The 24,546-nt window shown below is 43.5% G+C and carries 24 protein-coding genes; 14 read left to right on the top strand and 10 right to left on the bottom strand.

Annotated features, from left to right (window positions below):
* Positions 1–76: 76 nt before the first annotated feature.
* Both BUC07_RS00415 and BUC07_RS00420 read left to right on the top strand, forming a co-directional pair.
* A complete protein-coding gene (locus tag BUC07_RS00415) occupies positions 77–364 on the top strand; it encodes a type II toxin-antitoxin system TacA family antitoxin (RefSeq protein WP_073163901.1) in 288 nt (95 codons plus the stop codon).
* 59 nt (positions 365–423) lie between these two features.
* A complete protein-coding gene (locus tag BUC07_RS00420) occupies positions 424–852 on the top strand; it encodes a GNAT family protein (RefSeq protein ID WP_245792581.1) in 429 nt (142 codons plus the stop codon).
* 58 nt (positions 853–910) lie between these two features.
* Here the strand turns inward: BUC07_RS00420 and BUC07_RS00425 are convergent, their stop codons facing one another.
* The gene (locus tag BUC07_RS00425) at positions 911–1,405 is read right to left on the bottom strand and encodes a hypothetical protein (protein WP_073163908.1); all 495 of its coding nucleotides are present in this window, start codon (positions 1,403–1,405) and stop codon (positions 911–913) included.
* A 187-nt stretch (positions 1,406–1,592) separates the two neighbouring features.
* Here BUC07_RS00425 and BUC07_RS00430 point away from each other — a divergent pair, with 187 nt between their 5' ends.
* The 5 genes from BUC07_RS00430 (at position 1,593) to BUC07_RS00450 (ending at position 8,280) form a co-directional block, all read left to right on the top strand.
* Positions 1,593–3,044: a TrkH family potassium uptake protein gene (locus BUC07_RS00430; RefSeq protein WP_073163910.1), complete on the top strand. Its 1,452-nt coding sequence runs from the start codon at positions 1,593–1,595 to the stop codon at positions 3,042–3,044.
* 60 nt (positions 3,045–3,104) lie between these two features.
* Complete coding sequence (locus tag BUC07_RS00435; protein WP_073163913.1) at positions 3,105–4,625, top strand: ATP-binding protein; 1,521 nt, start codon at positions 3,105–3,107, stop codon at positions 4,623–4,625.
* Positions 4,618–5,301 carry a response regulator gene (locus tag BUC07_RS00440; RefSeq protein WP_073163916.1) on the top strand — a complete coding sequence of 228 codons (684 nt, stop codon included), beginning with the start codon at positions 4,618–4,620 and terminating at the stop codon, positions 5,299–5,301. Before BUC07_RS00435 ends, BUC07_RS00440 begins: the two co-directional genes overlap by 8 nt.
* Positions 5,302–5,343: 42 nt before the next feature.
* Positions 5,344–6,084, top strand: coding sequence for a hypothetical protein (locus BUC07_RS00445; protein WP_073163919.1), 741 nt, complete (start codon positions 5,344–5,346; stop codon positions 6,082–6,084).
* A gap of 87 nt (positions 6,085–6,171) precedes the next feature.
* Complete coding sequence (locus BUC07_RS00450) at positions 6,172–8,280, top strand: amino acid permease (protein WP_073163922.1); 2,109 nt, start codon at positions 6,172–6,174, stop codon at positions 8,278–8,280.
* Between the two features lie 212 nt (positions 8,281–8,492).
* Here the strand turns inward: BUC07_RS00450 and BUC07_RS00455 are convergent, their stop codons facing one another.
* Positions 8,493–8,648 carry a GxxExxY protein gene (locus BUC07_RS00455; RefSeq protein ID WP_317039633.1) on the bottom strand — a complete coding sequence of 52 codons (156 nt, stop codon included), beginning with the start codon at positions 8,646–8,648 and terminating at the stop codon, positions 8,493–8,495.
* A 145-nt stretch (positions 8,649–8,793) separates the two neighbouring features.
* On the opposite strand from BUC07_RS00455, the gene BUC07_RS00460 reads away from it, so the two are divergent.
* The 6 genes from BUC07_RS00460 (at position 8,794) to BUC07_RS00485 (ending at position 13,577) form a co-directional block, all read left to right on the top strand.
* Positions 8,794–9,057 (top strand): DUF3098 domain-containing protein, encoded by a 264-nt coding sequence (locus BUC07_RS00460; protein WP_073163925.1) that lies wholly within the window; start codon positions 8,794–8,796, stop codon positions 9,055–9,057.
* A 12-nt stretch (positions 9,058–9,069) separates the two neighbouring features.
* Complete coding sequence (locus BUC07_RS00465; protein WP_073163928.1) at positions 9,070–9,852, top strand: undecaprenyl-diphosphate phosphatase; 783 nt, start codon at positions 9,070–9,072, stop codon at positions 9,850–9,852.
* A gap of 43 nt (positions 9,853–9,895) precedes the next feature.
* Positions 9,896–10,609: a tRNA pseudouridine(55) synthase TruB gene (truB, locus tag BUC07_RS00470; RefSeq protein WP_073163931.1), complete on the top strand. Its 714-nt coding sequence runs from the start codon at positions 9,896–9,898 to the stop codon at positions 10,607–10,609.
* Positions 10,610–10,716: 107 nt separating this feature from the next.
* A complete protein-coding gene (queA, locus tag BUC07_RS00475; protein WP_073163934.1) occupies positions 10,717–11,766 on the top strand; it encodes a tRNA preQ1(34) S-adenosylmethionine ribosyltransferase-isomerase QueA in 1,050 nt (349 codons plus the stop codon).
* A gap of 108 nt (positions 11,767–11,874) precedes the next feature.
* Positions 11,875–12,567: an SIMPL domain-containing protein gene (locus BUC07_RS00480; protein WP_073163937.1), complete on the top strand. Its 693-nt coding sequence runs from the start codon at positions 11,875–11,877 to the stop codon at positions 12,565–12,567.
* A gap of 116 nt (positions 12,568–12,683) precedes the next feature.
* Entirely contained in the window at positions 12,684–13,577 is an 894-nt protein-coding gene (locus BUC07_RS00485; protein ID WP_073164350.1) for a class I SAM-dependent methyltransferase, read from the top strand.
* Between the two features lie 2 nt (positions 13,578–13,579).
* On the opposite strand, the gene BUC07_RS00490 is transcribed toward BUC07_RS00485, so the two are convergent.
* The 7 genes from BUC07_RS00490 to BUC07_RS00520 form a co-directional block, all read right to left on the bottom strand.
* Positions 13,580–14,131 carry a helix-turn-helix domain-containing protein gene (locus BUC07_RS00490; protein WP_073163940.1) on the bottom strand — a complete coding sequence of 184 codons (552 nt, stop codon included), beginning with the start codon at positions 14,129–14,131 and terminating at the stop codon, positions 13,580–13,582.
* 38 nt (positions 14,132–14,169) lie between these two features.
* The gene (locus tag BUC07_RS00495; protein ID WP_245792582.1) at positions 14,170–14,424 is read right to left on the bottom strand and encodes a type II toxin-antitoxin system HigB family toxin; all 255 of its coding nucleotides are present in this window, start codon (positions 14,422–14,424) and stop codon (positions 14,170–14,172) included.
* 181 nt (positions 14,425–14,605) lie between these two features.
* Positions 14,606–15,385: a LytR/AlgR family response regulator transcription factor gene (locus BUC07_RS00500; protein ID WP_073163943.1), complete on the bottom strand. Its 780-nt coding sequence runs from the start codon at positions 15,383–15,385 to the stop codon at positions 14,606–14,608.
* Positions 15,382–16,419, bottom strand: coding sequence for a sensor histidine kinase (locus BUC07_RS00505; protein WP_073163945.1), 1,038 nt, complete (start codon positions 16,417–16,419; stop codon positions 15,382–15,384). Before BUC07_RS00505 ends, BUC07_RS00500 begins: the two co-directional genes overlap by 4 nt.
* Before the next feature lie 96 nt (positions 16,420–16,515).
* The gene (locus BUC07_RS00510; RefSeq protein WP_073163948.1) at positions 16,516–17,958 is read right to left on the bottom strand and encodes a TolC family protein; all 1,443 of its coding nucleotides are present in this window, start codon (positions 17,956–17,958) and stop codon (positions 16,516–16,518) included.
* On the bottom strand, positions 17,955–21,092 hold the full coding sequence (locus BUC07_RS00515; protein WP_175552435.1) for an efflux RND transporter permease subunit: 3,138 nt from the start codon (positions 21,090–21,092) through the stop codon (positions 17,955–17,957). The genes BUC07_RS00510 and BUC07_RS00515 overlap by 4 nt, the downstream gene beginning before the upstream one ends.
* Positions 21,093–21,106: 14 nt before the next feature.
* Positions 21,107–22,174 (bottom strand): efflux RND transporter periplasmic adaptor subunit, encoded by a 1,068-nt coding sequence (locus tag BUC07_RS00520; protein ID WP_073163953.1) that lies wholly within the window; start codon positions 22,172–22,174, stop codon positions 21,107–21,109.
* A gap of 224 nt (positions 22,175–22,398) precedes the next feature.
* Between BUC07_RS00520 and BUC07_RS00525 the strand changes: the two genes are divergently transcribed.
* Entirely contained in the window at positions 22,399–23,514 is a 1,116-nt protein-coding gene (locus tag BUC07_RS00525; protein ID WP_073163956.1) for an SDR family oxidoreductase, read from the top strand.
* Between the two features lie 15 nt (positions 23,515–23,529).
* On the opposite strand, the gene BUC07_RS00530 is transcribed toward BUC07_RS00525, so the two are convergent.
* Positions 23,530–24,444: a patatin-like phospholipase family protein gene (locus BUC07_RS00530; protein WP_073163959.1), complete on the bottom strand. Its 915-nt coding sequence runs from the start codon at positions 24,442–24,444 to the stop codon at positions 23,530–23,532.
* Positions 24,445–24,546 lie beyond the last annotated feature (102 nt).

A 24,546-nucleotide genomic window follows, 5' to 3' on the forward strand; every position in this document is an offset into this window, starting at 1 on the left:
CATTATCCTGTTGTGGTGTACTTAGAAAAACTTGGATTGTACGACAAATTGCCGTACATTTGTAAAAAAAGTTATTATGCAAGCACAACTAAATAAAGATGAAAGAATTGAAATAAGAATATCTCCCCATGATAAACGAATTTTTCAAAAAGCTCAAAAATTAAGTGGAGATAAATCTTTTAGCAGTTTTATTGTCCGCGTTGTTAAAAAGGAAGCTGAAGAAATTGTTGCTAAAAATGACACGGTAATTGCAAGTGAAAGAGACAGGAATATTTTTTTTAAAACTGTGTTTGGAGATAGCAAGCCAAATTCGAAATTAATTGAAGCAGCTGAAAAATATAAATCTCAGGCGGATTTATTGTGAAAATTCAACTTTTAAAAAAAAAGCACAACAGAAAAGACTTCACTTGTGAAGAAGATACCTTGACTGAATATATCAGGAAACAGGTTAGTCAGGATATTCGAAAAAGGCTTGTAATCTGTTTTGTTGCAGTTGACAATGATTATAATGTAATAGGTTATTACACATTAACAAGTGAAAGTCTTGGCCGGGAATTAATCCCCGATAAATACTTAAAACGGGTACCTAAAAACTACAATGCTCCGGTTATTTTATTAGGTCGGCTTGCAAGAGATATCAGGGTAAAAGGAGCCGGACTTGGAGAACACCTCCTTTTGGATGCACTGTTCAGGAGTTATAAATTGTCGAACAAAAGCATTGGAGCAATGGCTGTGGTGGTTGATCCAATTAATGAAAAAGCTGTTGCATTTTATAAAAAATATGGTTTTGAGCAGCTTCCGGATAGTGAAAAAATGTTCCTCCCGATGAAAACAATTGGGCAAATAATTTAAAAAACACACTATTGTATCTACGTGTGGCGATTATCATTATTTTTTCTCATTTTAAAAATTAATCATCTTCACCGAAAAAGTCATCGGGATTAAACGGAATATCGTCGTCGGGATCTTTGTCGAACGGGCCAACTCCGGGCGGGTTAAACAGCCCCCAGCGGTCGATAATGTAATTCCACTGGTCGAAACCAGCCACCCAGTCAATAAACAGCAGGCGGTACTCTTCAATCAAATCCCGCACAATGTCGAAATATTCCACTTCCTCAAATCCGAACATTTCCAGCGAATGGTTGGAAACCATCAGGTCGCGGGCGGCTTTGCGGATAATTGCCGCCGCTTCCATTCGTAGGTCATACAAATCACCGCCCTCGGCGCCAGCAACTTTTGCCGTGAGCATTCCGGCATCCGAAAGTATTTGCCCTTTAATAAATTGCAGGTGTTCGTTATCTTCTGGAAATAAATCGCAGATTTTCCGGGTCATTTGATAAATCTCTTCCCCCTTTTTGTAAATGGGAAGGTCTTCCACCTGTTGTCGTCTTTCGTTGGAATCCATTTTTCGCTCCTATAAACTGGTTTTAAATCGGCTGAATAGCAAATGTACAAAAAATGTGTATCGAGCAATGCAGTGTACTTCTCCCTCATAATCTTTATAAAATCTTTATACCCGCCGGCCAATATTTTATGTAGTGTTTATGAAATCTGTTTCAAATTTGCTTTAGGTAAAATTGAAAAGACAATAAATGGCCCAGGTCTTAAATATCAAACTGATAGCAAAAGTAGCAAGCCGGATTTCTTTCATTGTTTCAGGTGCATTGCTTATCACTGTGGGAATAGCATTTCTGTTCAATGAGAACGCCGGGCCGTTTGTAATCACCTCCCTGTTTTCTATTGCGGTTGGGTTGATTATGTATTTTCTCAGCAGAAACCTGGGTAAAAATGAAGTGATCACCCGCAAAGAAGCATTTTTATCCGTAACTGTTGCCTGGTTTTATATTAGCCTGACAGGCAGCCTGCCCTTCATTATTTCTGGGGCCATCCCTTCATTTATCAATGCATTTTTTGAGTCAGCTTCCGGGTTTACCACCACCGGATCGTCTATTTTAACCAATATTGAATCGCTGCCAAAATCCATTTTGTTCTGGCGCAGTTTAACTCACTGGATTGGCGGAATTGGTATTGTGGTGTTGTTTATAGTTGTTATGCCTTCACTCCAGGAAGGAGGCTACCACTTGTTTACGCTTGAATCTTCTTTCCAGGATAAAATCCAGCCAAAAATAAAATCAGTGGGACAGCGGCTACTGTACATTTATGTAACCCTGACCGCTGCAGAAACGGTTTTTTTGCTGGCTGGCGGAATGAACCTGTTCGAAAGTGTTTGCCATGCCTTTGGCACAGTAGCCACAGGAGGTTTTTCACCCAAAAACACCAGCATTGGAGGCTACAGTCCCTACATTCAGTATGTGGTGATGCTATTTATGCTCCTGGGAGGAATGAATTTCGTTATCCACTATTATTTGGTAAAACGGGAATTCAAAAAAATTAAAGCGAACGAAGAGATCCGGTTTTTCCTGCTGGTAGTGTTTGGTTTAGGTTTTATCATTACACTATCGCTGTTTTTTAAAGCCGGCAAACCGATTGAAGAATCATTCCGCGAATCGTTTTTTCAGGTTATTTCCATTGTAACCTGCACCGGATATGCCACAGCCGATTATCTGCTTTGGCCACAGTTTGCCTGGTTAATCATCTTTTTTGCCATGTTCCTGGGCGGGAGTACAGGCTCAACCGCCGGTGGCATAAAAATGGCACGGCACCTGTTGTTCTTTAAAAACATCCGGCGATTTTTCCGGGAATCTGCCTATCCCCGTGCGGTTATCCCTTTGAAGCTGAATGGAAATGTGATTAAAGAATCAACCAATCAAAACATTCAGTCCTTTTTATTCACCTACCTTGCTGTTTTTGCAATTGGGTCCGCCGTGCTGGCCTTAACCGGACTTGACGGGGCAACTGCAGCAAGTTCTGCCGCAACCGCCATGGCGGGTATCGGGCCGGGAATTGGAACGGTGGGGCCAGCAGCCAATTTTGCCCATTTAACAGGAATTGCAAAATTAACGATGACTTTTTTGATGATTTTAGGGCGATTGGAAATTTATACCGTACTCATTCTATTTACCCCGAATTTTTGGAAAGAATAATAATTTAACGGTTGCTATAATTACATTTGATAAAATTTAGTGTCCTCAGTCAGAAAAAGAATGGAACTAAACAGGAACAAAAAGCAAAAAATTAACCACTTCCTCCTGGCGGCGTTAATTACCGGAGGAACAGCATTGCTGTGTGCCCCGCTGGCCAATACGCAAAACTACCATGTGGTTTCGTTTATCCTGCTTTTTGTAGTCTCCATTTTGGCCACTTTTATGGGGACCGGCCCCGTTTTGCTGGCTTCCACGCTGAGTGCTATTTTCTGGAATTTCTTTTTCATTCCGCCTCACTACACGTTTCATATTGAAAAAACTGAAGACATTTTAATTTTTGGCCTCTTTTTTATAATTGCACTGGTAAACGGTGTGTTAACCACACGCGTACGCAAACAGGAAAAACTGGTACGCGACCGCGAAAAGCGCACCAATGCACTGTTTCAGTTAACCAAAGAACTTTCGAAAGCCAGTGGAATAAACGAGGTATTGAAGGTGGCCATTAATGAAATCAGAAACCATTTTCATATCGATTCATTATTTATTTTACAAGATGGTGAAAACACCCTGAGAAATTCAGGCCGCTTGCAAAAAGAAAAACAACTGACACCTGAAGAATACAATGCAGCCAAATGGGCTTTTAAGAATGCAAGAAAAGCCGGCGCGCTCTCGCCTCATCCGATGGGAATTGATTTCACCATCTACCCGTTGCAAGGAAACCGGGTCAGCCCGGGTGTGGTAATCGTAAAGCTTGAAAATGAATTTACAACCGACCAGCAATCGTACTGGGACACCTTTCTTGTACAAATTTCCAATGCGCTGGAACGCGAGTTCCTCGGGGAAATGGCCCAGCGGGTAAGATTTTTAGACGAATCGGACCGGCTGTATAAAACGCTGTTCAACTCCATTTCGCACGAACTCCGAATTCCGGTAGCAACCATCATGGGCGCATCCGATTCCATGCTGAATTCATCCAACTCTTCCGTAATGCAGTCGGCACTTAGCAACGAAATTTTCACGGCTTCGCTCCGGTTGAACCGGTTAATTGAAAACCTGCTGAATATTTCACGGCTCGAAAGCGGACACATCTCGGCACGGCTCGACTGGTACGATATGAACGACCTCGTTAACAAAGTTGCCGATGATTTGAAAAATGAACTTAAATCATTCACCCTCAAAATTGATGTGCCCGAAGAAATGCCGCTGGTGAAAATTGATTTTGGCCTGATGGAACAGGTGTTGTACAACCTGCTGATTAATTCAACTCAATATGCACCACCGGCATCCGACATCCTGCTTTCCATCAGCTACTCCAGCCAAACCATGCTAATTGAAGTGAGCGACAACGGACCTGGATTTTCCGAAAAAGAGATCAGCCTGGTTTTTAAGAAATTTTTCAGGGTGAACGAGAATAAAACCGGAGGCCTGGGCCTGGGATTATCCATTGCCAAAGGTTTTGTTGAAGCGCATAGCGGAACAATCTCCATTGAAAACCGCGATGAGGGCGGCGCTAAGTTTTCCATCAGGATTCCGACAGAAGAACCCGACATTAAAAATTTACAGGAGACTGGCAATGAATGAAGAAGATACCATACTGATTATTGACGACGAAAAACAAATCCGCCGGTTGCTTGAAATCACGCTTTCGGCAAGTGGTTATAAAGTCATTCAGTCGATAAACGGCAGGGATGGTTTGATTGATGCTGCCACACACCGACCTTCGCTAATTATACTCGATTTGGGGTTACCCGATACCGACGGCCAGAAAATTTTGAAAAAACTGCGGGAATGGTATCAGAAACCGGTCATCATTCTTTCGGTACGCGATTCGGAAGAAGATATCATAAAAGCTTTGGATAACGGAGCCAACGATTACCTGACCAAACCATTCAGAACCGGAGAGCTGCTGGCACGCATCCGGGCAGCGCTAAGGTCGGAAAACGAAATGGCCGATTCTGCAGTGATTACCTTCGGTTCGTTAACCATCGACTGCACCAGCCACGTGGTGCGGAAAAACAATGAAATGTTAAAACTGACCGCCACGGAGTTTTCGTTGCTGCTTTTGCTGGCCAAAAACAGGGGACGGGTACTCACCCACCAGTATATTCTTAAAGAGGTTTGGGGATACAAGTACATAGAGCAAACCCAGTATTTGCGGGTGTTTGTGGCCCAGTTGCGAAAAAAAATCGAAGACAATCCATCAAAACCTTCACTTTTAATTACCGAATCGGGAATTGGCTATCGTTTTGGTGAATAAGGAATAAAGAATAAATGGTATATTACAATAAAAATTGCAACCATGAGAAAAATTAAAACCAAGCTGATGATTGGGATCGGAATAATTTTTCTGATTTCATACAGCATAATGATGGTGAACATGGGCACCAATCAGAGTATCGTAAAAAAATCTGATTCATTATTAACGAGCAATTATGCTTCACTAAAACATACATTCCACATGCTCAGGCTGCTAAATGATATAAATGTGATTGTTGCACAAGGCCTGAGCGAAGATTCGGTAGCAGGCCAAACGCTACGGATAATTGAAAAACTGGAAGCCTTTGAAGAACCGCTTGACCTGCAAGTTGACAATATTACCGAACCCGGAGAACTGCAGCTTACCAATGACCTTAGGGAATCATTCGATGCCTACCGGCATTACCTTGTGGCCAGGGAACAACCCTTTTTCTGGAATGAATACAATCGACTTTTCAGGGAAGTACGCGAAGAAATTCTTGATATTTACCAAATGAATGCGGAATCTCTTGAAGAAAAAAACGACGACATCAGAGAACATGCAGAACGGGTTTTGTCTCTTCAGAAAAATGTGGGAATTACTGGGCTCGCCTTGTTGTGCGCGCTGTTAATTTTCTTACCGCTCTATCTGCTTCGCCCCATCGACCATCTTACCTGGAAACTGAAAGAGGTGTATGAAAAAGGTTTTAATAAAAAAGTAAAGCTGAAAAAAGGACACGAACTGAAACAACTGGAAGATATTGTGGAAAAAATAATCAGCGAATTAAAAAACCGCAAGTACTGAACACCAAAATTTAAAAAATGTATATTTATAAATCCATTTCTGAGTATTCTGATATAAACGAAATGGGATTTTAGCTGTTATCGGTATATGGCAAAAAGCAAACTAAAAAAAGAGCTGGGACTTTACGATGTATTTTCCATCAGCACCGGGGCGATGTTCAGCTCCGGATTTTTTCTTTTACCCGGTCTCGCGTCACAATACACAGGTCCCTCGGTCTTTTTAGCTTATCTGGTTTCCGGATTGCTAATTCTACCTGCTATGTTCAGCATTGCCGAAATTTCCACTGCACTGCCACGTTCGGGTGGTGCCTATTTTTTTCTCGATCGCAGCCTGGGGCCGTTAATTGGAACCATTGGCGGATTGGGAACTTACTTTGCCCTGATGTTGAAATCGGCGTTTGCCATAATTGGTATTGGTGCATACGCTGCCATTTTCTGGGATGTGCCCATAAAAACCATTGCCATTATGGCCACCCTGTTTTTTATGGCACTGAACCTCTTCGGAGCTAAAAAATCAACCGGACTCCAAAAATTTTTCGTTACCTTCCTGATGGTAGTGCTGGGAACATTTATCATCGACGGGCTGTACAATGTTTTTCTGTCCGACAAAATTGATATTCCGCGTTCCAACGACCACTTTCGGCCGTTTTTCACCAATGGTTTCGAAGGCCTCATTGTAACTGCCGGATTTGTTTTTGTTTCGTACCTGGGGTTAACAAAAATTGCCAGTGTGGCCGAAGAAATAAAAAACCCCGAGCGCAACATCCCGCTTGGCATGATACTCTCGTTGCTGGTAACAGGTCTCGTATATTTTCTGGGGGTATTTATAATGGTATCGGTTATTCCGCCCGACGATTTTGCCAACGATTTGGCACCGGCCGCCACAGCAGTAAAGAAACTCTTTACCTGGATGCCTGGCAACACAGCCGCTTACCTCATGGCCGGAGCCGCCATGGCAGCTTTTGCATCAACCGGAAATGCCGGGCTGCTCTCCTCTTCGCGCTACCCTTATGCCATGGGCCGCGATAAACTTTTCCCGCCCATGTTTTCAAAAGTTGGAAAAACGGGCACTCCGGTGCATGCCATTTTACTTACCACTGTTTTCATCTTGCTGTTTATCCTTGTTTTGTCAGAAGAGGGCATTGCCAAACTGGCCAGTACTTTTCAGCTGCTTATATTTTTCTTTATCAACTTTTCAGTAATTGTTTTCAGAAAAAGCAATATTGAATCGTACGATCCTGGCTACAAAACCCCATTTTACCCCTACATGCAAATTGCCGGAATGGTAATTTCGCTGGTACTTGTTGTTTATATGGGCTGGATGGCTATTCTTTTCACATCGGCCATTATTTTGGCCGGCGTTTTATGGTATAAATATTACGCCCGCGTTCGGGTACAACGCGAGGGAGCCATTTTCCACTGGTTTGCCCTGCTTGGGAAATACCAGTATGCCGGAATTGAAAATGAGTTCATGAGCATTATAAAAGAAAAAGGCCTGCGAAAAGGCGATCCTTTCGACGAAACTATCATCAGGTCACGCATTACTTTTTCGGAAAACAAAACCGACTTCGATCACCTGCTCAACTATGTTTCCGGAATTTTTTCGGCAGAAATGCATGTGACAAAATCTGAACTGGTCAGTGAATTCCTCCAGGCTTCCAGCATAGAACCTGCTCTCATAATCCCTGAAATATCCATTCTTTTCGCCAAAAAGAAGGGAATCGACCACCCGTCGCTGCACATTGTTATTTCTGATGAAGGCATAGTTAAACCGGTTTCAAAAAATGGCATAACCTCAGAAGATACCATCCGGATATTCTTTTTCCTGGTCAATCCGTCGAAAGAACCACGGCAGCAACTCCGCATGTTGTCCAGACTTGTTGATGTTATTGAGCGGGATAACTTTGTATCTGAAATGCTTGCATTTAAAAGCCAACGGAAAATTAAAGAATACCTGCTGCATAACGAACGCTATATCACGCTCCAGTTGTTGCCCGGCACCGAACAGGAAGATATGATTGGCAAACAACTCAAGGAAATAAAATATCCTTCGGATGTGCTGGTTGCACTTGTTGAACGCAACGGCACCACGTTCGCTCCCAACGGGAATACTCGTTTGCTCAAAAACGACGTACTGACCATTATTGGCGAACCAAAATCGATTACCCAACTCTATAACTTATACATGAAGGTTTGAGGGTAGAATAATACGAACAAAAACCTGGAATAAAATCATTGCCGGTTATTTCCCGGAAGTTGAGGTCAGCTTTTCGTGCCACTGCAAAAATTAGTGGCGGCAAAACTGCTTTTTGGAGAACTCTGCCAAACAATGGCTATATATTATTTTGAGTACTGGTAAAATCGTCCACGCAAAGACACGCAAAATTATTTGCGCAAAAAACGCGAAGTTTAAAGATTATTGACCACCCGATGAATGTTATCCTTCAAAGTTTTAGAGTTGAAATTTATTAGTTGTCCCGGTTTTATTTCTGATAATTTCAGATAAGTGAGCAACTGAGTAATGTCATTCTCAGTCATTTGTTTTTTCTTTGCGATTTTAGCGATTCTTTTATTTTGCGAATTTTGCGTGGAATAAAATTAGCCAAAACTCATAGCACCTCAAAATAATATTTAACCCAAACAGTACCCAAAACAAATTTTCGGAGTAGAAACCTGATGAATAATTTTATTAATTATCTTTACGCCTGTTATGAAGAAAAAAATAGCAAAAAAAGATAACATAAAAGAAACCGGTTTCGCTCTGGGCAAAGAAAACTACAAACTTATGGCCATCGGTTTCGCAGTAATAGTGGTTGGTTTTATTTTAATGACAGGAGGCGGCAGCGACGATCCTGAAGTTTTCAATCCCGAAATATTCAGCTTCCGAAGAATTACACTGGCACCACTCCTTTTGCTGTTCGGTTTTATCTTCGAAATTTACGCCATTCTGAAAAAACCGAAAGACAACGACTAATATTTTCTGAGGATGAATGAAATCCAGGCCCTAATCCTGGGCTTACTACAAGGTCTCACTGAATTTTTACCTGTTAGCTCAAGCGGACATCTCGAAATCGGACATGCCGTTTTAGGCATTCATGCCGAAAGCCACCTGTTTTTTGCTGTGGTAGTGCATGTAGCAACGGTTTTGAGTACGCTGGTAGTTTTCCGGAAAGATATCTGGAATTTACTCACCGACCTGTTTGCCTTTGAGTGGAACGAATCGACCAAGTACATTTCCAAACTGCTTTTCTCGTCAATTCCTGTACTTATACTGGGCCTTTTTTTTGCCGAACAAATTGAACAGCTTTTTACCGGAAACCTGGTGTTGGTAGGCAGTATGCTGCTTGTAACTGCAAGCCTGCTCACTTTCGCTCATTACGCAAAAAAGCATGAAAAACAGATTACCTGGGGCAAATCGTTTATTATTGGCATTGCACAGGCAATGGCCGTGATGCCGGGAATTTCGCGCAGTGGCGCTACCATTGCCACCGGCTTGTTACTGGGAACAAAAAAAGATGAAGTGGCCCGGTTTTCTTTCCTGATGGTATTAGTTCCAATCCTGGGCTCTGCTGTGCTGGATATTGCAGATGGCGATTTATCACAAGGACTGGCTACCGGGGCAGGCCCCCTGATTATTGGATTTTTGGCTGCCTTTATTTCCGGTCTGCTGGCCTGTTCGCTAATGATTAAAGTCGTAAAAAAAGGGAAACTCATTTATTTCGCCATTTATTGCTTAATTATCGGGCTAATTGCTATCTTTGCAGCCTGATTTCAGGGATTTTCACAAAACACTGTAAGTTAACGCATTGCGCATGACTCACCTAAAAAAAACGTACGATTTTTTGGGCGGCGAAGTTTTGCTGTTCGACAAAGACCTTAAATGGACCTCTTTCGACCTTGTTCAACGGGTGCGCAATTCCCTGTGCCGGGAAATGGGAATCAAAAAAATGAAAGTCGGCCATGCAGGCACGCTCGATCCTTTGGCCACCGGATTAATGATACTTTGCACCGGCAAAGCTACCAAGCAAATCGAATCTTTTCAGGACAAAGAAAAAGAATACCTGGCCACAATTAAACTGGGAGCAACCACTCCCTCATTCGACAAAGAAACCGAAGAAGACAGCTCGAAAAGCTATGAAAATATTACACGCAGTCAATTTGAAGATACGTTGCAGAAATTCAGCGGAGAGACCGAACAAATTCCCCCCATTTATTCCGCAATAAAAGTAAAAGGGAAAAGGGCTTTTAACTATGCAAGGAACGGCGAAGAGCTAAAACTTCAACCCCGGAAAATTGTTATAACTGAAATTGTTACAGAATCATTTAATTTGCCGTTTGCCACAATCAGGATAAAGTGCAGCAAAGGAACTTATATACGGGCCCTTGCAAGAGACATTGGAGAAGAGTTAAAATGTGGAGCTTATTTAACAGAATTAAGAAGGACAAAAATTGGTGATTTTAAAGTAGAAGATGCACTAAACATTGATTATTTCCTGAAAAACATTAATTCATTTGTAACAAATTAAAAGTTACTGCGTATAAGGTGACTCCTTAAAACCAGGAAAACCTTGCCTGAACAAAAAATTTGAAAGTTAATAAATTATAAATCAAAGAAATATAAAAATAGTTGCCCATGAAGTTATCGAAATTCAAGTACAACTTAGATGAGAAAAAAATTGCATTACACCCCGCCTATAACAGAGATGAATCGAGGTTAATGGTGTTAAACAGGGCAAAACGCACTATTGAACACAAAAGTTTCAAAGATATTCTCGACTATTTTGACGACAAAGACGTTTTTGTTTTTAACGACACTAAAGTATTTCCGGCACGTTTATACGGCAATAAAGAAAAAACCGGAGCCGAAATCGAGGTTTTCCTGCTACGTGAACTTAATCGTGAAATGAGGTTGTGGGATGTACTGGTTGACCCGGCACGCAAAATAAGAATTGGCAATAAACTTTATTTTGGCGAAAACGACGCCCTCGTGGCAGAAGTAATCGACAACACTACTTCGCGTGGTCGCACACTGCGTTTCCTGTTCGACGGGCCCTATGATGAATTTAAACAAACATTGTACAGCCTGGGTGAAACACCGCTTCCCAAATTCATAAACCGCCCGGTAGTGCCGGAAGACAAAGAGCGGTACCAAACTATTTTTGCCAAACACGAGGGAGCTGTGGCTGCACCTACTGCGGGTCTGCATTTCAGCCGCGAGTTGTTAAAACGCCTCGAAATTAAAGGAGCCGAATTTGCATTTGTAACGCTTCACGTTGGGCTTGGTAATTTCCGCAGTGTTGATGTGGAAGACCTTACCAAACATAAAATGGATTCGGAACAAATCTGGATTAAAGAAGAAGCCTGCGAGACAGTAAACCATGCAAAAGAAAACCGCAAAAATGTTTGCGCTGTAGGAACCACGGTAATGCGCACACTCGAAAGTTCAGTTTCAACACAAGGTTTCCTGAAACCTTTCGAAGGATGGACAAATAAATTTATCTTCCCTCCTTATGAGTTCAGCGTAGCCAACAGCATGATTACCAATTTCCACCTGCCCTACTCCACCCTCCTGATGATGGTGGCCGCTTTTGGAGGTTACGACTTTGTGATGGAAGCCTACGACGTAGCCATGAAAGAAAATTACCGTTTTGGTACGTATGGCGATGCCATGTTAATTATCTAAGAAATCATTAGCCCGCCACAAATCAGGTGCGGGGACTATAAATTCTCAGCAGCTGTCAGAAAACTGGTATTGTTTTTGACAGCTGTTTCTGTTTTAAATCATATTGTCATGAAAAATTTACTTTTAATCACTATTCTGTTTTTTGCCTTCTCGGTTTCAGCACAGAACACCGAAGAAAATCGTTTTATTGAAGTACGCGGCAGTGCCGAAATGGAAGTGCAGCCCGATGAAATGGTGCTCTCGATTACAATTCAGGAATATTTTGAGGAAGAATTTCAGAAAAATAAAGAACCTGAAGATTACAAAACCAAAGTACCACTTGCCAAAATTGAAGACGACCTGATTAAAAGCCTGCGCAAAGCCGGAATTGAAAAAGAAGATATCAGGGTACGCGGAATGGGCAACTACTGGCGGCAGCAGGGTAAAGAGTTTCTATTCAGCAAAAACCTTGAAGTAAAAATTACCGATTTTTCGAAAGTAAACCAACTCACCTCGCTGGTGGATGCCAAAGGAATCCGCTCGCTGAATGTGGGGCAAATGAGCCACTCTGAAATCGAAAAGTTCCGAAGACAGGTAAAAACCGATGCCTTGAAAAATGCGCGTAAAAAAGCGGCCTATCTGGTTGAAAGTCTGGGTGAGGAACTGGGCGAAGTACTTTCCATCACCGAACTGAATGACGGTTCTGTCCGCCCCTACATGGTCAAAAGTATGATGGCTGCCGACAGGGCGTACGAAAGTGTGGAGGAGGTGCAAAACATCACCATTTCGTATCAGATTACGGCACGTTTCAAGATCAAATAGATCCCTTCATTATTTTTTGTTGCCGCTGATTATCGCAGATAGAATTGCTGAAGAATCAGCGCTTATCTGCGCTTTCAGCGGGAAAATATTATTTACCTTTCGCCAAAATTTTCGAAATGGCAGTTTATAACATTCAGCAATGCCCGGTTTGCGGCAGTAATCAATTTAAATCGTTTATCACCTGCACCGATTTTTTTGTGTCAGGTGAGCAGTTTGAAATCCGGGAATGTTCAGGCTGCGAATTTAAATTTACAGTCAATGCCGGGGATGAAAAATCAATAGGAAAATATTACCAGAGCGAAGAATACATCTCCCATTCCAACACCTCAAAAGGCCTTGTAAATTCCGTTTATCACCAGGTGCGCAACTACATGCTCGGCCGCAAAAGCCGGCTGGTTGAAAAAGTAACCGGACTGAAAGCCGGTCACATTTTGGATGTGGGAACCGGCACCGGTTTTTTCCTGAATGAGATGAAAACCCACGACTGGCAGGTTTCCGGAACCGAGAAAAGTAGCGATGCACGGGCTTTTGCACAAAAAGAATTCGGACTGGAGATTAATGAGCCGGAGCAGCTTTTTCAGTTTGAAAACGAAAGTTTTGATGCCATTACGCTTTGGCACGTGCTGGAACACATTCACCGGCTGAATGAAAATATGCAGACTTTTTCCAGCCTCTTAAAACCTAATGGGAAATTGATAATCGCCGTTCCGAACCACACATCATACGATGCCCGCCATTACAAAGAATTCTGGGCTGCCTGGGATGTGCCCCGCCATCTTTGGCATTTCGGCCCGCAGCAGATGAAACTTTTTGGTGAAAAACACGGGTTCCGGCTCCAATCTGTACACAGCATGCCATTCGATTCTTTTTATGTTTCGCTCCTCAGCGAAAAATACAAAAAATCAAAACTTGCCTTGTTCAAAGGTTTGATGCACGGAAAAATTTCGTGGCTGAACAGTTTGGTGAATAAGAAAAGATGCAGTTCGATGATTTATGTGTTTAGAAAATGATATCAGGCCATTTCATTTTTTCTCAATTTTAATTTTGGCTTATTCAGTTTGTTGATAGACTCCCTCACTTTTTCTCTGGTTCCCGATTGTAAATAGGTTGTAATCAATGTTTTTAAGCTGATTCCAAAAATTCGGTGGATGATAATTAAATCTTTCAGTGTAAAATGAGAAACACCATTAATCAGCTCACTCATATAAGATTTAGGATGACCCAGTAAAACACCGAGTTCCTGTTGTGTCATATCGAATTCTTTAAGCTTTTTTCGAATAGCAGCTTTTCTTCTTCTGATGAAAGCTTCTTCATTTTGAACGATTTCTTCAGCTTTATCAGACGATTCAATTTGTGGATCAGTAACTTTTTCAAAATCATACCAGTTCCTGTCTTCGTAGTCTTTAATTAAACTGCGTAGTTTCTTTCGTATGGCTTTTAATTCCGGATTTTCATCAGCCATCAGCCGAAGCTTGCGCTCAAGCAGTGATGCTTTTTGTAAATCATATTCGTTTTCCAACCGTGCAATATTGTCAATCTCTTTGATGTTCATTATATCTTTCATCGCTTTCCGTTTTGTTGATTAAATCCAACTGTTTGCTTTCAGCCATTTTTTTTTATCCGTCGGTTATTTTTGAAAGTGCGTTCATAGTCGTCGTGACTCCCCGCCCAAACAATTGTTGCTTCGCCGTTCTCTTCAAACTCAATTAAAATCAGCGTTCTGTGAATTTCAATTTCAAAAAAATAAAATTCGCCGCCAAAAACGTGGTCGGCATCTGGCCTGTTTGCAATTAAATCATGAGGTGTTTGCCACTGGGCGTTCTCAATATCATCAATCAATTGAAGTACGGCATTCATCAATTTTTTATTGCCACGGTTTTTACGAACCAGTTTCGCTAAAATATGTTTATTGATGACTCTCAAAACCTAACACTGCATTTTTTAATTACAAAGATAAATAAAAGTTCTGATTATTTTAGAACTTTTGGGGTTGGATGTTTTTTATGAAAAAAATTAACTGGATTATGCTGAAAAAGATTCACCGACCTACCCAATCCTTGAAATTCATGGCTTTCATGCGGCTCACCACAACTTCCGCGGTAAATGGCGGATTCAGGCGCACTTTGAGTTTTCCGCCAAAATAGTTTTCAATTTTTTCGATAGCCTGAATATTGACAATCAGTTGCCGGTTCACGCGAAAAAAAGTTTCGGGGTCGAGCTGTTCCTCCAGGGCTTCCAGCGAAAAATCAACAACATGGTTTTGCCGGTTGAAAGTAACGGAGGTGGTAATGCGGTTTTCGCTGAAAAAGTACGCAATATCTTCTACCGGGAGTTTGTAAAAAGCAGCTCCTTTGGAAACCAGAAACCGTTTGCGGTATTTTTTTTCTCCGCTCCGAATGGCTTCCAAAATTTCTGAATAGTTCGGATTCATATTGTCTTCGCCGGTTAGTTTTTTGAAATTCTCAAATTTTTCAATGGCGGCTTGTAAATCCTTCTCTTTAAACGGTTTCAGCAGGTAATCTATGCTGTTCACTTTAAAAGCGCGGATGGCGTAATTGTCGTAGGCAGTGGTAAAAATCACCATGCTTTTTATTTCCACCTGGTCGAAAATGGAAAAACAGAGCCCGTCGGCCAATTGGATGTCCATGAAAAACAGGTCGGGATGCGGTTTTTTGCGTAGCCAGTCCACACTGCTTTTAACACTTTCAAAAGTATTCACCACTTCCCAGCCGGGTCGCAGCATTTTTATCATCTCTTGTAACAGCCGGAGGTTGTAGGGTTCATCTTCAATCAGAATTATTTTAATGGCTTGATTCATAGCAAAGGAATTTCCACTTCAAATTTTTTATCGCACGAAATCACTTTCACCGGTTGGTCGGTGAGCAGGGCATAACGTTTTTTCAGGTTTTCCAGGCCGGTTTTTTCGGAAAAGACAGATTCCTTCAAATTCACGTTATTGCTGACACTGAGCGTTTCAACATTCGATTTTATTCGAATAACAAGCGGTTCTTCTTTAACCGCAATGTTGTGTTTCACCGCATTTTCAACCAGCAGTTGCAGGGCCAGCGGCGGGATCTCTTTTTTCAGAGCCGTTTCGCTCACCTCGGTAATTACATCAAATGCCTCGCCCATCCGTTCTTTATGAAGGGATGAATAGGCTTCAAGAAATTCCAGTTCCTCCGACAATTTCACCGTTTCTTTGTCCTTACTTTGCAGCACGTAGCGATAAACATCAGTAAAATTCTGGGTGAAATGAACGGCAGAATCCGGGTCGAACGTAATCATCGATTTCAGCACACTCAAATTATTGAACAAAAAATGCGGATTTAACTGGGCTTGCAAAGAATTGTAGTCGCTTTTCAGTTTCATGCTTTTCAGCTCCTCCAGTTGCCGTACAGAATAAATCCACTTTTCGATGATGCGGAGCGTTACCGAAACCAGGATAAGGATAAAAATGAAAATCAGGCCCAAAAGCATCATCAGTTGAACGATGGGATGCGAGAAAAAATAGGTCTCTTTTATAATTTTTGAGAAATAAAAAACCACGGCAACAGCGAGCAGCAGACTGACAAAAAAATGCAACACCACACGCGAGGTGAATTTTTCGGGAATGGGCAGGAACCGCTCAGCAAGATGGTCAACGAGTACGTTCATTTCGCTTATAATATTAAAAATGAGCACCACCTGAAAATATTCCAGCGTGGTAACCTGAATGGAAGTGTTGCCTGCAATTTTAACGGACAGAAAAAAGAACAGTAATCCCACACCACTCACCAGCATCAGCCTGATGAGCACACTTTGCCAGGTGTAAGCCGAAAGCCGGCTTAAAAAGTGGAGTTCGCTGTGCTTCATATTTTTATTTCTGCTTTTGTCCAAAATTACTGTTTTTTTGTTGAGCTGGTGTCTGCCAGCCGGCGGATCACCTGCTCAATAGTTTTGTACGCTGCTTTATTCACCAGCTGACTTCGAGTCAGCTGGTGAAATAGCCAAATTTCCCGTGGCTTTCAGCCAGGCAGTTTCTTTCATTTTGATATCAGCTTTGGAATCGATAAGCTCACTGAAAGCCTCCTGCCACTGGGTTTGCGCAATCAGAAATTCAGTGATGGTTTCCATTCCCACCTCGTAATTATCGCGGGTTACCCGCAGGTTTTCTTCAGCTTGTTCCAGTGCGGTTTCATTTAGCTGAATGCGCTCCCAGGCCAGTTGCAGGTTCAGCCGGGCCTGCTCGGTTTCCAGTTGCAGCAATTGTTTGTTCTTTTCCAGTTCAAGTTCCTGGATTTCCTTGTCAATTTTGGCAGCATTGATTTTTTTCACTCCCTCTCCCCAGTGAAAAATGGGAATCTTCACCGAAGCCAGCACATTCAGACTGGTGTTTGAAAAATCGGTTCCGCCAAAATCAATTCCACCGATATGATTGTACCCCGCCTGAATTCCGGCGGTGGGCAAAAAATCGGCTTTTGTCATCTTAATTTGTTGTTCCTGCAGATCGATGTTCATTTGCAACAACTGGTACTCCGGACGTTGGTTCACCGTTTCATTTTCTGCTGCCAAATCCAGCGGTCGGTTTACCGAAACGGTTGTATCAACCGCAGTAATTGCTGTACCAAACGGCAGTCCAGTTACGCGGCACAAATCCATGCGGCTGAGTTCGAGGCCGTTTTTGGCTTTTTGCAGATTGAGTTTTGCATTGTTGTATTCCACCTGCGCTTTCAGCAAATCATTCCGGCTCGACATGCCCACTTCGTGCGCATCCCGGGCTTTTTCCACCAGCTCTTCCAGCATGTCCACCGCCTGTTGCGCCAGTTTCACCTTTTGGGTTACCGAAATGTAGGTCCAGTAGGCATTGTCGGCTTCAGCGATAGTGTTCATCTGCTGAAGTGTTTTGTTTTCGTCGGCCATTTCAATGCCGATATCGGCCATTTTGTTGCCGGCGCTTATTTTCCCTCCGGTAAAAACGGGTTGCTCCAATGCAACACCTGCCAGGTAAGCCCCACTCAGACTCACATTCAGCGGCAGCCAGGCATACATGTTAAAAACCGGGTTACCGTCGGGTCCAATCACCGGTTCGCCCGTTTCAGGATTTGTCATGATATTGGGTTCCAGTTCGCCGGTCATCGGATTGGGTTTTTGAGTAGGCAAAGTCAGCTCCATCTCAAAATCTTTATTCTGATAGATGCCCATGCCGGTTGCCGAAAGCGAGGGCAAGCGCAATGTGCGGGCAGCAGCTTTTTGTGCTTCAGCTTTCTCTATTTGTTTTGCGGCAACTTTCAGATTCTCATTTTTCCGAAGCGCCATTTCCCGGGCCTGCTGCAAAGTCATTTGTTCCTGGCTTGTTCCAGGCAACCAGGAAATGAGAAAAATAATAAGTGTTATATATTTAATTGTCTTCATGATGGTAATTCTGTTGTTTCAGGTTCTTTAATTCGTTTTACACCATAAAATGCCGCATACAAAATGGGCACAAAAACCAGAGTGATGAGTGTTCCCACCAGCAACCCGCTGATAATAGCCACTGCCATACTGGCGTACATGGGGTCGCCCAACAGCGGAATCATTCCCAGAATAGTGGTAAACGATGCCAGCAGCACCGGGCGGGTACGCGAAATGGTGGCATCGATAAGGGCGTGGTATTTTTCAGCTCCCGCGGCAATGAGCGTTTCAGCTTCATCGAGCAGCACAATGGCATTTTTTACAATCATCCCCATCAAACCAAAAGAACCGATAATAGCCATAAAGGTAAACGGTTGTCCGGCCAGAATCATTCCGGGTACAATCCCGATAAATGCCATGGGAATACAGCTCAGTACAATCAGGGGTTTTCTGAAATCATTGAAAAGTAAAATAAGCGTGAGGATGATGAGCATAATGGAAATGGGAAGGTACCTGAAAATGTTGTGCAGCGCATCGCCCTGCAGTTCATGTTCGCCTACCCAAACTGCTTTATACCCATCGGGAAGCGGGATGTTTTTAATGTCTTCCAGCATGGTTTTGCGCACCAGTGCCGGACTATAGTCTTCCAGTGGTTCGCACTGAACCTGGATAGCCCGCTGGCCGTTTACCCGGCGAACCACCTGCTCCCTCCAGTCGAGGTCAACGCCCTGTGTTACGGCACTCAACGGAACAGGACGAACCAATTCGCCAGTCAGTTCATCCACCGATTTTATTCCGGTCATCAACTCCTGCACCGTGCTTTCATCCACCCCCGAAAGGTTGGGCATCATGCTCCACACCGGAATATCCTCCAGGTTTTCAATGCGTGAACCATCGTTGTTGCGCAGTTTCATAACAATACCCACGCGGGTCTGCCCTTCGAAATATTCGCCAATAGGCAATCCTTCGGTGGCAGATAAAATGGCATTACTCACATCGGAGCGGGTAGTTCCGGCTCTTCGTGCCGATTGTTGCGCATAATTTGCTGTCAGCGCCTGCCCCATCGGTTCCCAGTCATCCTCAATGGTATATGGATCTGCATACGGATTGTTTCTGAAAATTTCCTGGGCCTGGCTACTTAAATCGCGCAGCACTTCCGGGTCGGGACCGGTAAATTCCACCTCCACCGTGTGCGATGCTTTAATGGAGAGATTGTATTTTTTGATGCGGGAGCGGGCGTCTGGATAGTTGTTGTGCAGATAATCGCTCAGTACCGATTTCATCCGCATCATGGTTTCGTAGTCTTCGAAATCCACAATCAGCTCGCCATAGTTGTCGGCTGCTTCGCCCATGGGCCGCACCAGGCAGTAACGTGTGGGCGTTTGCCCATGGCTGGAAACCACCTGTTTTACCTCGTCGAGTGAGAGCAGATAATCGGTAATCTCATGCAAATCGTCCTGCACTTTTTGCGGGCCGGCACCTCCCGGGAGCCGGTATTCAATGTAAACCTGGTTATAATTAAAATCGGGGAAAAAGGTTTTTTTGATGTTGTTGAAATTAAGCCCTGCCAGCGCCAGCAGCAAAACAGCAACAATCAATGTAACGGATTTGTAGTGGAGCAGCAAGCCCAGTATATTTCTGAATTTCCGGTATCCCCAGCTGTGATACAGTTCTTCGTTATCTTTCTTCTTTCTTCTTTTCAATAACTTTTCAGCAAATAGCGGAACCTGGGTCATAGCCAGTGCCCAGCTTATAAACAGCGAAATGCAAAGCACTACAAACAGGTCGCGGGCGTACGTTCCGGCGGCATCCTGCGACAGGAAAACCGGCAGGAATGCAGCCACAGCAATGAACGTGGCGCCAAACAACGGCCAGGCCGTTCGCGTGGCCGGGTGGATGAGCGCTTTCTTCCATTTCACCCCTTTTTTTAAATCTACCAGAATTCCGTCGATAACCACAATGGCATTGTCAACCAGCATTCCCATGGCCACAATAAAAGCTCCCAGTGAAATGCGCTGCAAGGTTCCGCCCGCTGCCAGCAAAATGGGGAATGTGGCCAGAATAGTGAGCACCAGTCCGGTACCAATAATCAAACCGCTGCGTAACCCCATGGAAACCATCAGCACCACAATAACAATCAGCACTGAGGCAATCAGGTTTTTCATGAATCCGTTGATGGCATTGTTCACCAGGTCGGGCTGGAAAAACACCTTTTCAAATTCGTAGCCCACCGGAATGTTTTTTTGCAGTTCGGCCAGCCTTTTTTCCACGCGCCGGCCCACCTCCACAATGTTTTCGCCCGATTCCATGGAAAGCGAAATGGCAATGGCTTCTTTGTTGTTCAGGTGCATGGTATTGCGTGGCGGGTCAGGATAAACTTCGTTTACTTCGGCAATATCCGAAAGTTTAAACAGGCTGCCGTCGAGGCCTTTTAACATCACGTTGGCCACATCATCGGCACTTGCTATTTTCCCGTTTACCGAAACCGGGAGCAGCTTGTTGCCGGTTTGCAGTGCGCCGGGATAGACCATCGAATTTTCGCCACTCAGCGCGGACAGTACCTGGAAAGGATAGACGCCGAGCTCACCCATCTTCGAGGGCGTGAAAACAATTTCGGTAACCGGTTCCTGCACGCCGTAAGTTTCCACGCGGGCAACGCCATCAACCGCAAGCAATTCACGCCGGATAAAACGTGCCATTTTACTCATTTCCTTATAGGAATAGCCGTCGCCGGTCATGGCGTAAAACATGCCATATACATCGCCAAAATCGTCGTAAACCATCGGCGGTTGCACACCTGCCGGCAGTTTGGCCACCACTTCATTCATTCGGCGGCGGAGGAAATCCCAGCGTTGCTCAATTTCATCCTGCGGAACGGTAAGCTCCAGCATCACCGACACGATGGAAATATTAGGCATCGATTTCGAACGGATGGTTTCCACATCGCCCAGCGTATTCAATTCTTCTTCAATAATATTGGTCACCTGCATTTCCACCTCGTGTGCCGAAGCGCCGGGGTAAACCGTTACAATCTGCGACTGCATGACCACCAGCTCCGGGTCTTCCAGCTTGCTGATGGAGCGAAAAGCCAGGATGCCGCCGGCCACCATACAAAACAGGATAAACCAGATGATGGCCTTTCTGCGGAAAGTCATTTCAGTGATGTTCATTACAACAGCCCTCCCACATTGGTTTCAGCAACTGGTTCCAGCGGTTTTACCTGTTCGTTTTCATTTAACTGGTTCACTCCGGCAACAACTACCTGCTCGTTCACATTAAGTCCGCCGGAAATTCGGATTCTGCCGTCGCCGGTAAGCTGTCCGGTAACTACTTCACGTTTTTGCACCCTGCCGTTTGCCTGGTAAACCCAAACGTACGTTTTACCTCCATCGTTAAATAAAGCATTCAAAGGAACACACGACTGCGCACCGGCAGGATTTTTCCGAACGATGTTCACCTGAATGTCCATACCCGGCGCCAGTTTGGGCTGACTGGCCGGATTGAGGCGCAGTTGCACTTTGTACAATTGATTGTTGTTGGCTTTTCGGCTGTAGCTCAGCAACTGAAGCGGAAATTCACCGGCAGTAACTGCTGGTTGCAGGCCCGAAAAGGAGGTGATGTTTTCCCGATCAACATACAGTGCAACCGGGATTTCCACTTCCACCTGGTAGTGCCCCACGTCAATCAGTGAAGCCACGGGCATGCCGGCATCCACCAGTTCGTTTTCCAGGAAATTCACTTGCTGAATGTAGCCCGAAACCGGCGCGGTGAGTTTGGTGTCGTTCAACTGGTCCTTAGCGTTTTTGAGTTGCGCTTCCACCCTTTTTAAACCAGACACTGCTTTGTCGTAGTCGTTTCCGGCAACACTTTCACGGTTGTGCAGTTCAATCACGCGGTCAGCTTCGGCTTTTACCTGTTCATACTGCGCCAGAGCGGCTGCCAGTTGCACTTCGTAATCGCGGGTGTCCATTTGGGCAACCACCTGCCCGGTACGCACATAATCGCCCTCCTTCACCAAAATTTTCTGAATGGGGCCTGCCACGCGGAACGCCAGATTCACCTGGTTGGCCTCATTCACCATTCCCGAATACGTCCTGACCACGAGGGAATCGGACTGTTGAACCGGTTCAATTTTTATTTTGCGGATAATTTCGGTTTGCCCGTTGTTGTTGCCGGCACAACCGGCCAGCAAAACAAGGCAAAATAGAAGAAATGTGTTGTTTCTTAAACGTTTCATAGCTTATTTTGTGTTAATCTTTAAACTGAATTTTCGCTTGATTTCTGAAAAATCAGCCTAAAGTTAGGGGCTACACAAAGATAATTTTTGAAAAGATTCACTGAAGTGATGAAATTGGGGGGTGAAATGCGAAGTGTTGATTTATGGTGGTTACCGAACAGATAATTTTTCTTTAAGAGTTGAATTTATATTTTTGACACGAAATCGTCAACAAAAAACAGCAAATGCAAAAAATAGTCATCAATGGAGCCAACGGATTTGTTGCCTCGCATTTTATCCGGGAACTTTTGGAACAAAACTTTGAGGTAATTGCCCTGGTGCGAAATGGAGAAAATCTTTCAGCACAGCAACGAATGCAACAAGTTCTGGAAGAAATCAGCGAAAAGAAAGGAGTGGATTTCTCCAAATTAAAAGTTTATAGCTATTCACTGTTTGATGAAAATTATTCGCTTACCCAGGAGCAGATTGATACTATTTTTGATGGCAATATTCAATTTTTCCATTTTGCTGCCAGCCTGAAATTCAGCGCAAAGGACAAGAATACAATCTTTGAAACAAATGTGGACGGACTGAAAAATTCAGTTCAGTTTTTTCAAAAATATGCAAAGCCTGATTCGCGGTTTATTTACATGAGTACCGCTTATTCCTGTGGCAAATTTTCAGGTGTATTTGAAGAAAAATTCTACCCGGAGGAAGAGAAATCACACTTCAGAAATTATTACGAACAATCGAAACGGGTTGCCGAAAATGTGATGATGGAACACATTGAATCCGGCCGGTTAAACGGGCATGTGGTGAGGTTGTCGCAGGTTGTTGGAAACAATAAAACCGGTGTGACCAAAACTAATTATGGCATTTTCGATTTGGCCAAACGCCTCTATAATATTTCCAGCTTGCATCCCAACAACACCCTGCGGATAAAGGTGGACCCCGATGGCACGCAAAACCTCATTGCAATTGACAAAGTAGTTGAAGCATTGATGAATCTACTGAAGATAAACGACTTGCCACAGATAATTAATTTAACTGCAAAAAAAGGTGTGAAAAACGAAACCATTGCTGAGTGCATAAACAGGAACCTGCCCATGAAAATTATCCTGGACAAAAACTTGCAAAAAACGAGCATGAATTCACTGGAAAGGATGATTGCGGTTGGAATGTCGTTCACCGGAAAATATACCGGAATTAACCTGCAGTTTGCGCATGAAAACCTGGATAAAATTATGATTTCAGAAAATAACGAAATCACAAAACATTCGCTGTGTAAAATGATGGATTATTTTATGGGTGAGTTAGCCGACAGCTCCAGCAGCTTAAAAAACTCCAAAACAAACAGTTGATTTAAAATTCACCTGTTATTTTTTTTGCTGAAATAAAAATTCACGAATCTGACGATTTGCAACTTCTCTGCCTGTTTTTATCAGTTTTGATGCTTTATGAAACTCAAATGTTTTGGCCGAGTTGGCCGGAATATTGATGACAATGTCAGGTTTGTTCAGCTCCAGCACTAAATTTGAAATGCGGGTGAGCATCATGGAAGAGGTGAGTTGCAAAAGCGTGAGATAGCCCTGGTTTTGGTTATCCGATTTTGGGATGAGCTCCTGAATTTTCTGCTGCAGGTATTCAATACTACTGTTCACATTTATCCACCTGTGCTCGCTGACTTTCTTCTCGCCCGATAAAACTTTCCTGTTCTCATCCTCATGTTCGGCGGTGTTTTGTTTATCGTCGTATAAATTAACGGCCACAAGAATATCACCATCAGTACGTTTCACATGGCCTACCGGCACCGGATCCAGCACGCCGCCGTCCACATATATTCTGTCGCCGGTAGAATAAGGTGTAATAATTGCCGGGATTGCAATGGAGGCCCGTGCGGCTGTGTAAAAACTACCGCTAATGAACACCTCCTCTTTCCGGCTGATAACATCTGTTGCAACGGCTGAATACGGAATTTGCATCTCTTCGATGAGCATATCCGGAATCAGTTCCTTCATTTTATTGAAAACACGGTCACCTTTCAGCAAACCGCTCTGGCTCAGAGTAATGTCCATCAAACTATAAACGTCCTTTTTTTTGAGGGTGCAAATCCAGTCGGCATACACATTGAGTTTGTTCATGGCGTAAAAACCGGCAATTAGTGCGCCCATCGAACAACCACTTATTGAGGTAATTTCAAAACCCTGATTTTCCAGTTCTTCAATAACTCCAATATGTGCCAGGCCACGCGCCCCGCCACTCCCAAGTGCAAGTGCCACTTTTTGTTTCATGATAAAATACCTTTTAATGAGAACTTTGCTACAATCTTCCCCCGTTACTGCTACATTAACCTAAAATTACATTATTTTTATTTTTCGCAATTGCTGTAAAAC

The sequence above is a fragment of the Tangfeifania diversioriginum genome (genome assembly GCF_900141875.1).
In the GTDB taxonomy this organism is placed as follows: Bacteria; Bacteroidota; Bacteroidia; order Bacteroidales; family Prolixibacteraceae; genus Tangfeifania; species Tangfeifania diversioriginum.

Coding starts and splice junctions, on each gene's coding strand:
- BUC07_RS00425 (WP_073163908.1), bottom strand. CDS start 1,405: ATGGATTCCAACGAAAGACGACAACAGGTGGAAGACCTTCCCATTTAC.
- BUC07_RS00465 (WP_073163928.1), top strand. CDS start 9,070: ATGAATGAAATCCAGGCCCTAATCCTGGGCTTACTACAAGGTCTCACT.
- BUC07_RS00430 (WP_073163910.1), top strand. CDS start 1,593: ATGGCCCAGGTCTTAAATATCAAACTGATAGCAAAAGTAGCAAGCCGG.
- BUC07_RS00500 (WP_073163943.1), bottom strand. CDS start 15,385: ATGAATCAAGCCATTAAAATAATTCTGATTGAAGATGAACCCTACAAC.
- BUC07_RS00525 (WP_073163956.1), top strand. CDS start 22,399: ATGCAAAAAATAGTCATCAATGGAGCCAACGGATTTGTTGCCTCGCAT.
- BUC07_RS00495 (WP_245792582.1), bottom strand. CDS start 14,424: ATGAATGCCGTACTTCAATTGATTGATGATATTGAGAACGCCCAGTGG.
- BUC07_RS00445 (WP_073163919.1), top strand. CDS start 5,344: ATGAGAAAAATTAAAACCAAGCTGATGATTGGGATCGGAATAATTTTT.
- BUC07_RS00450 (WP_073163922.1), top strand. CDS start 6,172: ATGGCAAAAAGCAAACTAAAAAAAGAGCTGGGACTTTACGATGTATTT.
- BUC07_RS00505 (WP_073163945.1), bottom strand. CDS start 16,419: ATGAAGCACAGCGAACTCCACTTTTTAAGCCGGCTTTCGGCTTACACC.
- BUC07_RS00490 (WP_073163940.1), bottom strand. CDS start 14,131: ATGAAAGATATAATGAACATCAAAGAGATTGACAATATTGCACGGTTG.
- BUC07_RS00515 (WP_175552435.1), bottom strand. CDS start 21,092: ATGACTTTCCGCAGAAAGGCCATCATCTGGTTTATCCTGTTTTGTATG.
- BUC07_RS00520 (WP_073163953.1), bottom strand. CDS start 22,174: ATGAAACGTTTAAGAAACAACACATTTCTTCTATTTTGCCTTGTTTTG.
- BUC07_RS00530 (WP_073163959.1), bottom strand. CDS start 24,444: ATGAAACAAAAAGTGGCACTTGCACTTGGGAGTGGCGGGGCGCGTGGC.
- BUC07_RS00460 (WP_073163925.1), top strand. CDS start 8,794: ATGAAGAAAAAAATAGCAAAAAAAGATAACATAAAAGAAACCGGTTTC.
- truB (WP_073163931.1), top strand. CDS start 9,896: ATGACTCACCTAAAAAAAACGTACGATTTTTTGGGCGGCGAAGTTTTG.
- BUC07_RS00440 (WP_073163916.1), top strand. CDS start 4,618: ATGAATGAAGAAGATACCATACTGATTATTGACGACGAAAAACAAATC.
- BUC07_RS00415 (WP_073163901.1), top strand. CDS start 77: ATGCAAGCACAACTAAATAAAGATGAAAGAATTGAAATAAGAATATCT.
- BUC07_RS00435 (WP_073163913.1), top strand. CDS start 3,105: ATGGAACTAAACAGGAACAAAAAGCAAAAAATTAACCACTTCCTCCTG.
- BUC07_RS00485 (WP_073164350.1), top strand. CDS start 12,684: ATGGCAGTTTATAACATTCAGCAATGCCCGGTTTGCGGCAGTAATCAA.
- BUC07_RS00510 (WP_073163948.1), bottom strand. CDS start 17,958: ATGAAGACAATTAAATATATAACACTTATTATTTTTCTCATTTCCTGG.
- queA (WP_073163934.1), top strand. CDS start 10,717: ATGAAGTTATCGAAATTCAAGTACAACTTAGATGAGAAAAAAATTGCA.
- BUC07_RS00480 (WP_073163937.1), top strand. CDS start 11,875: ATGAAAAATTTACTTTTAATCACTATTCTGTTTTTTGCCTTCTCGGTT.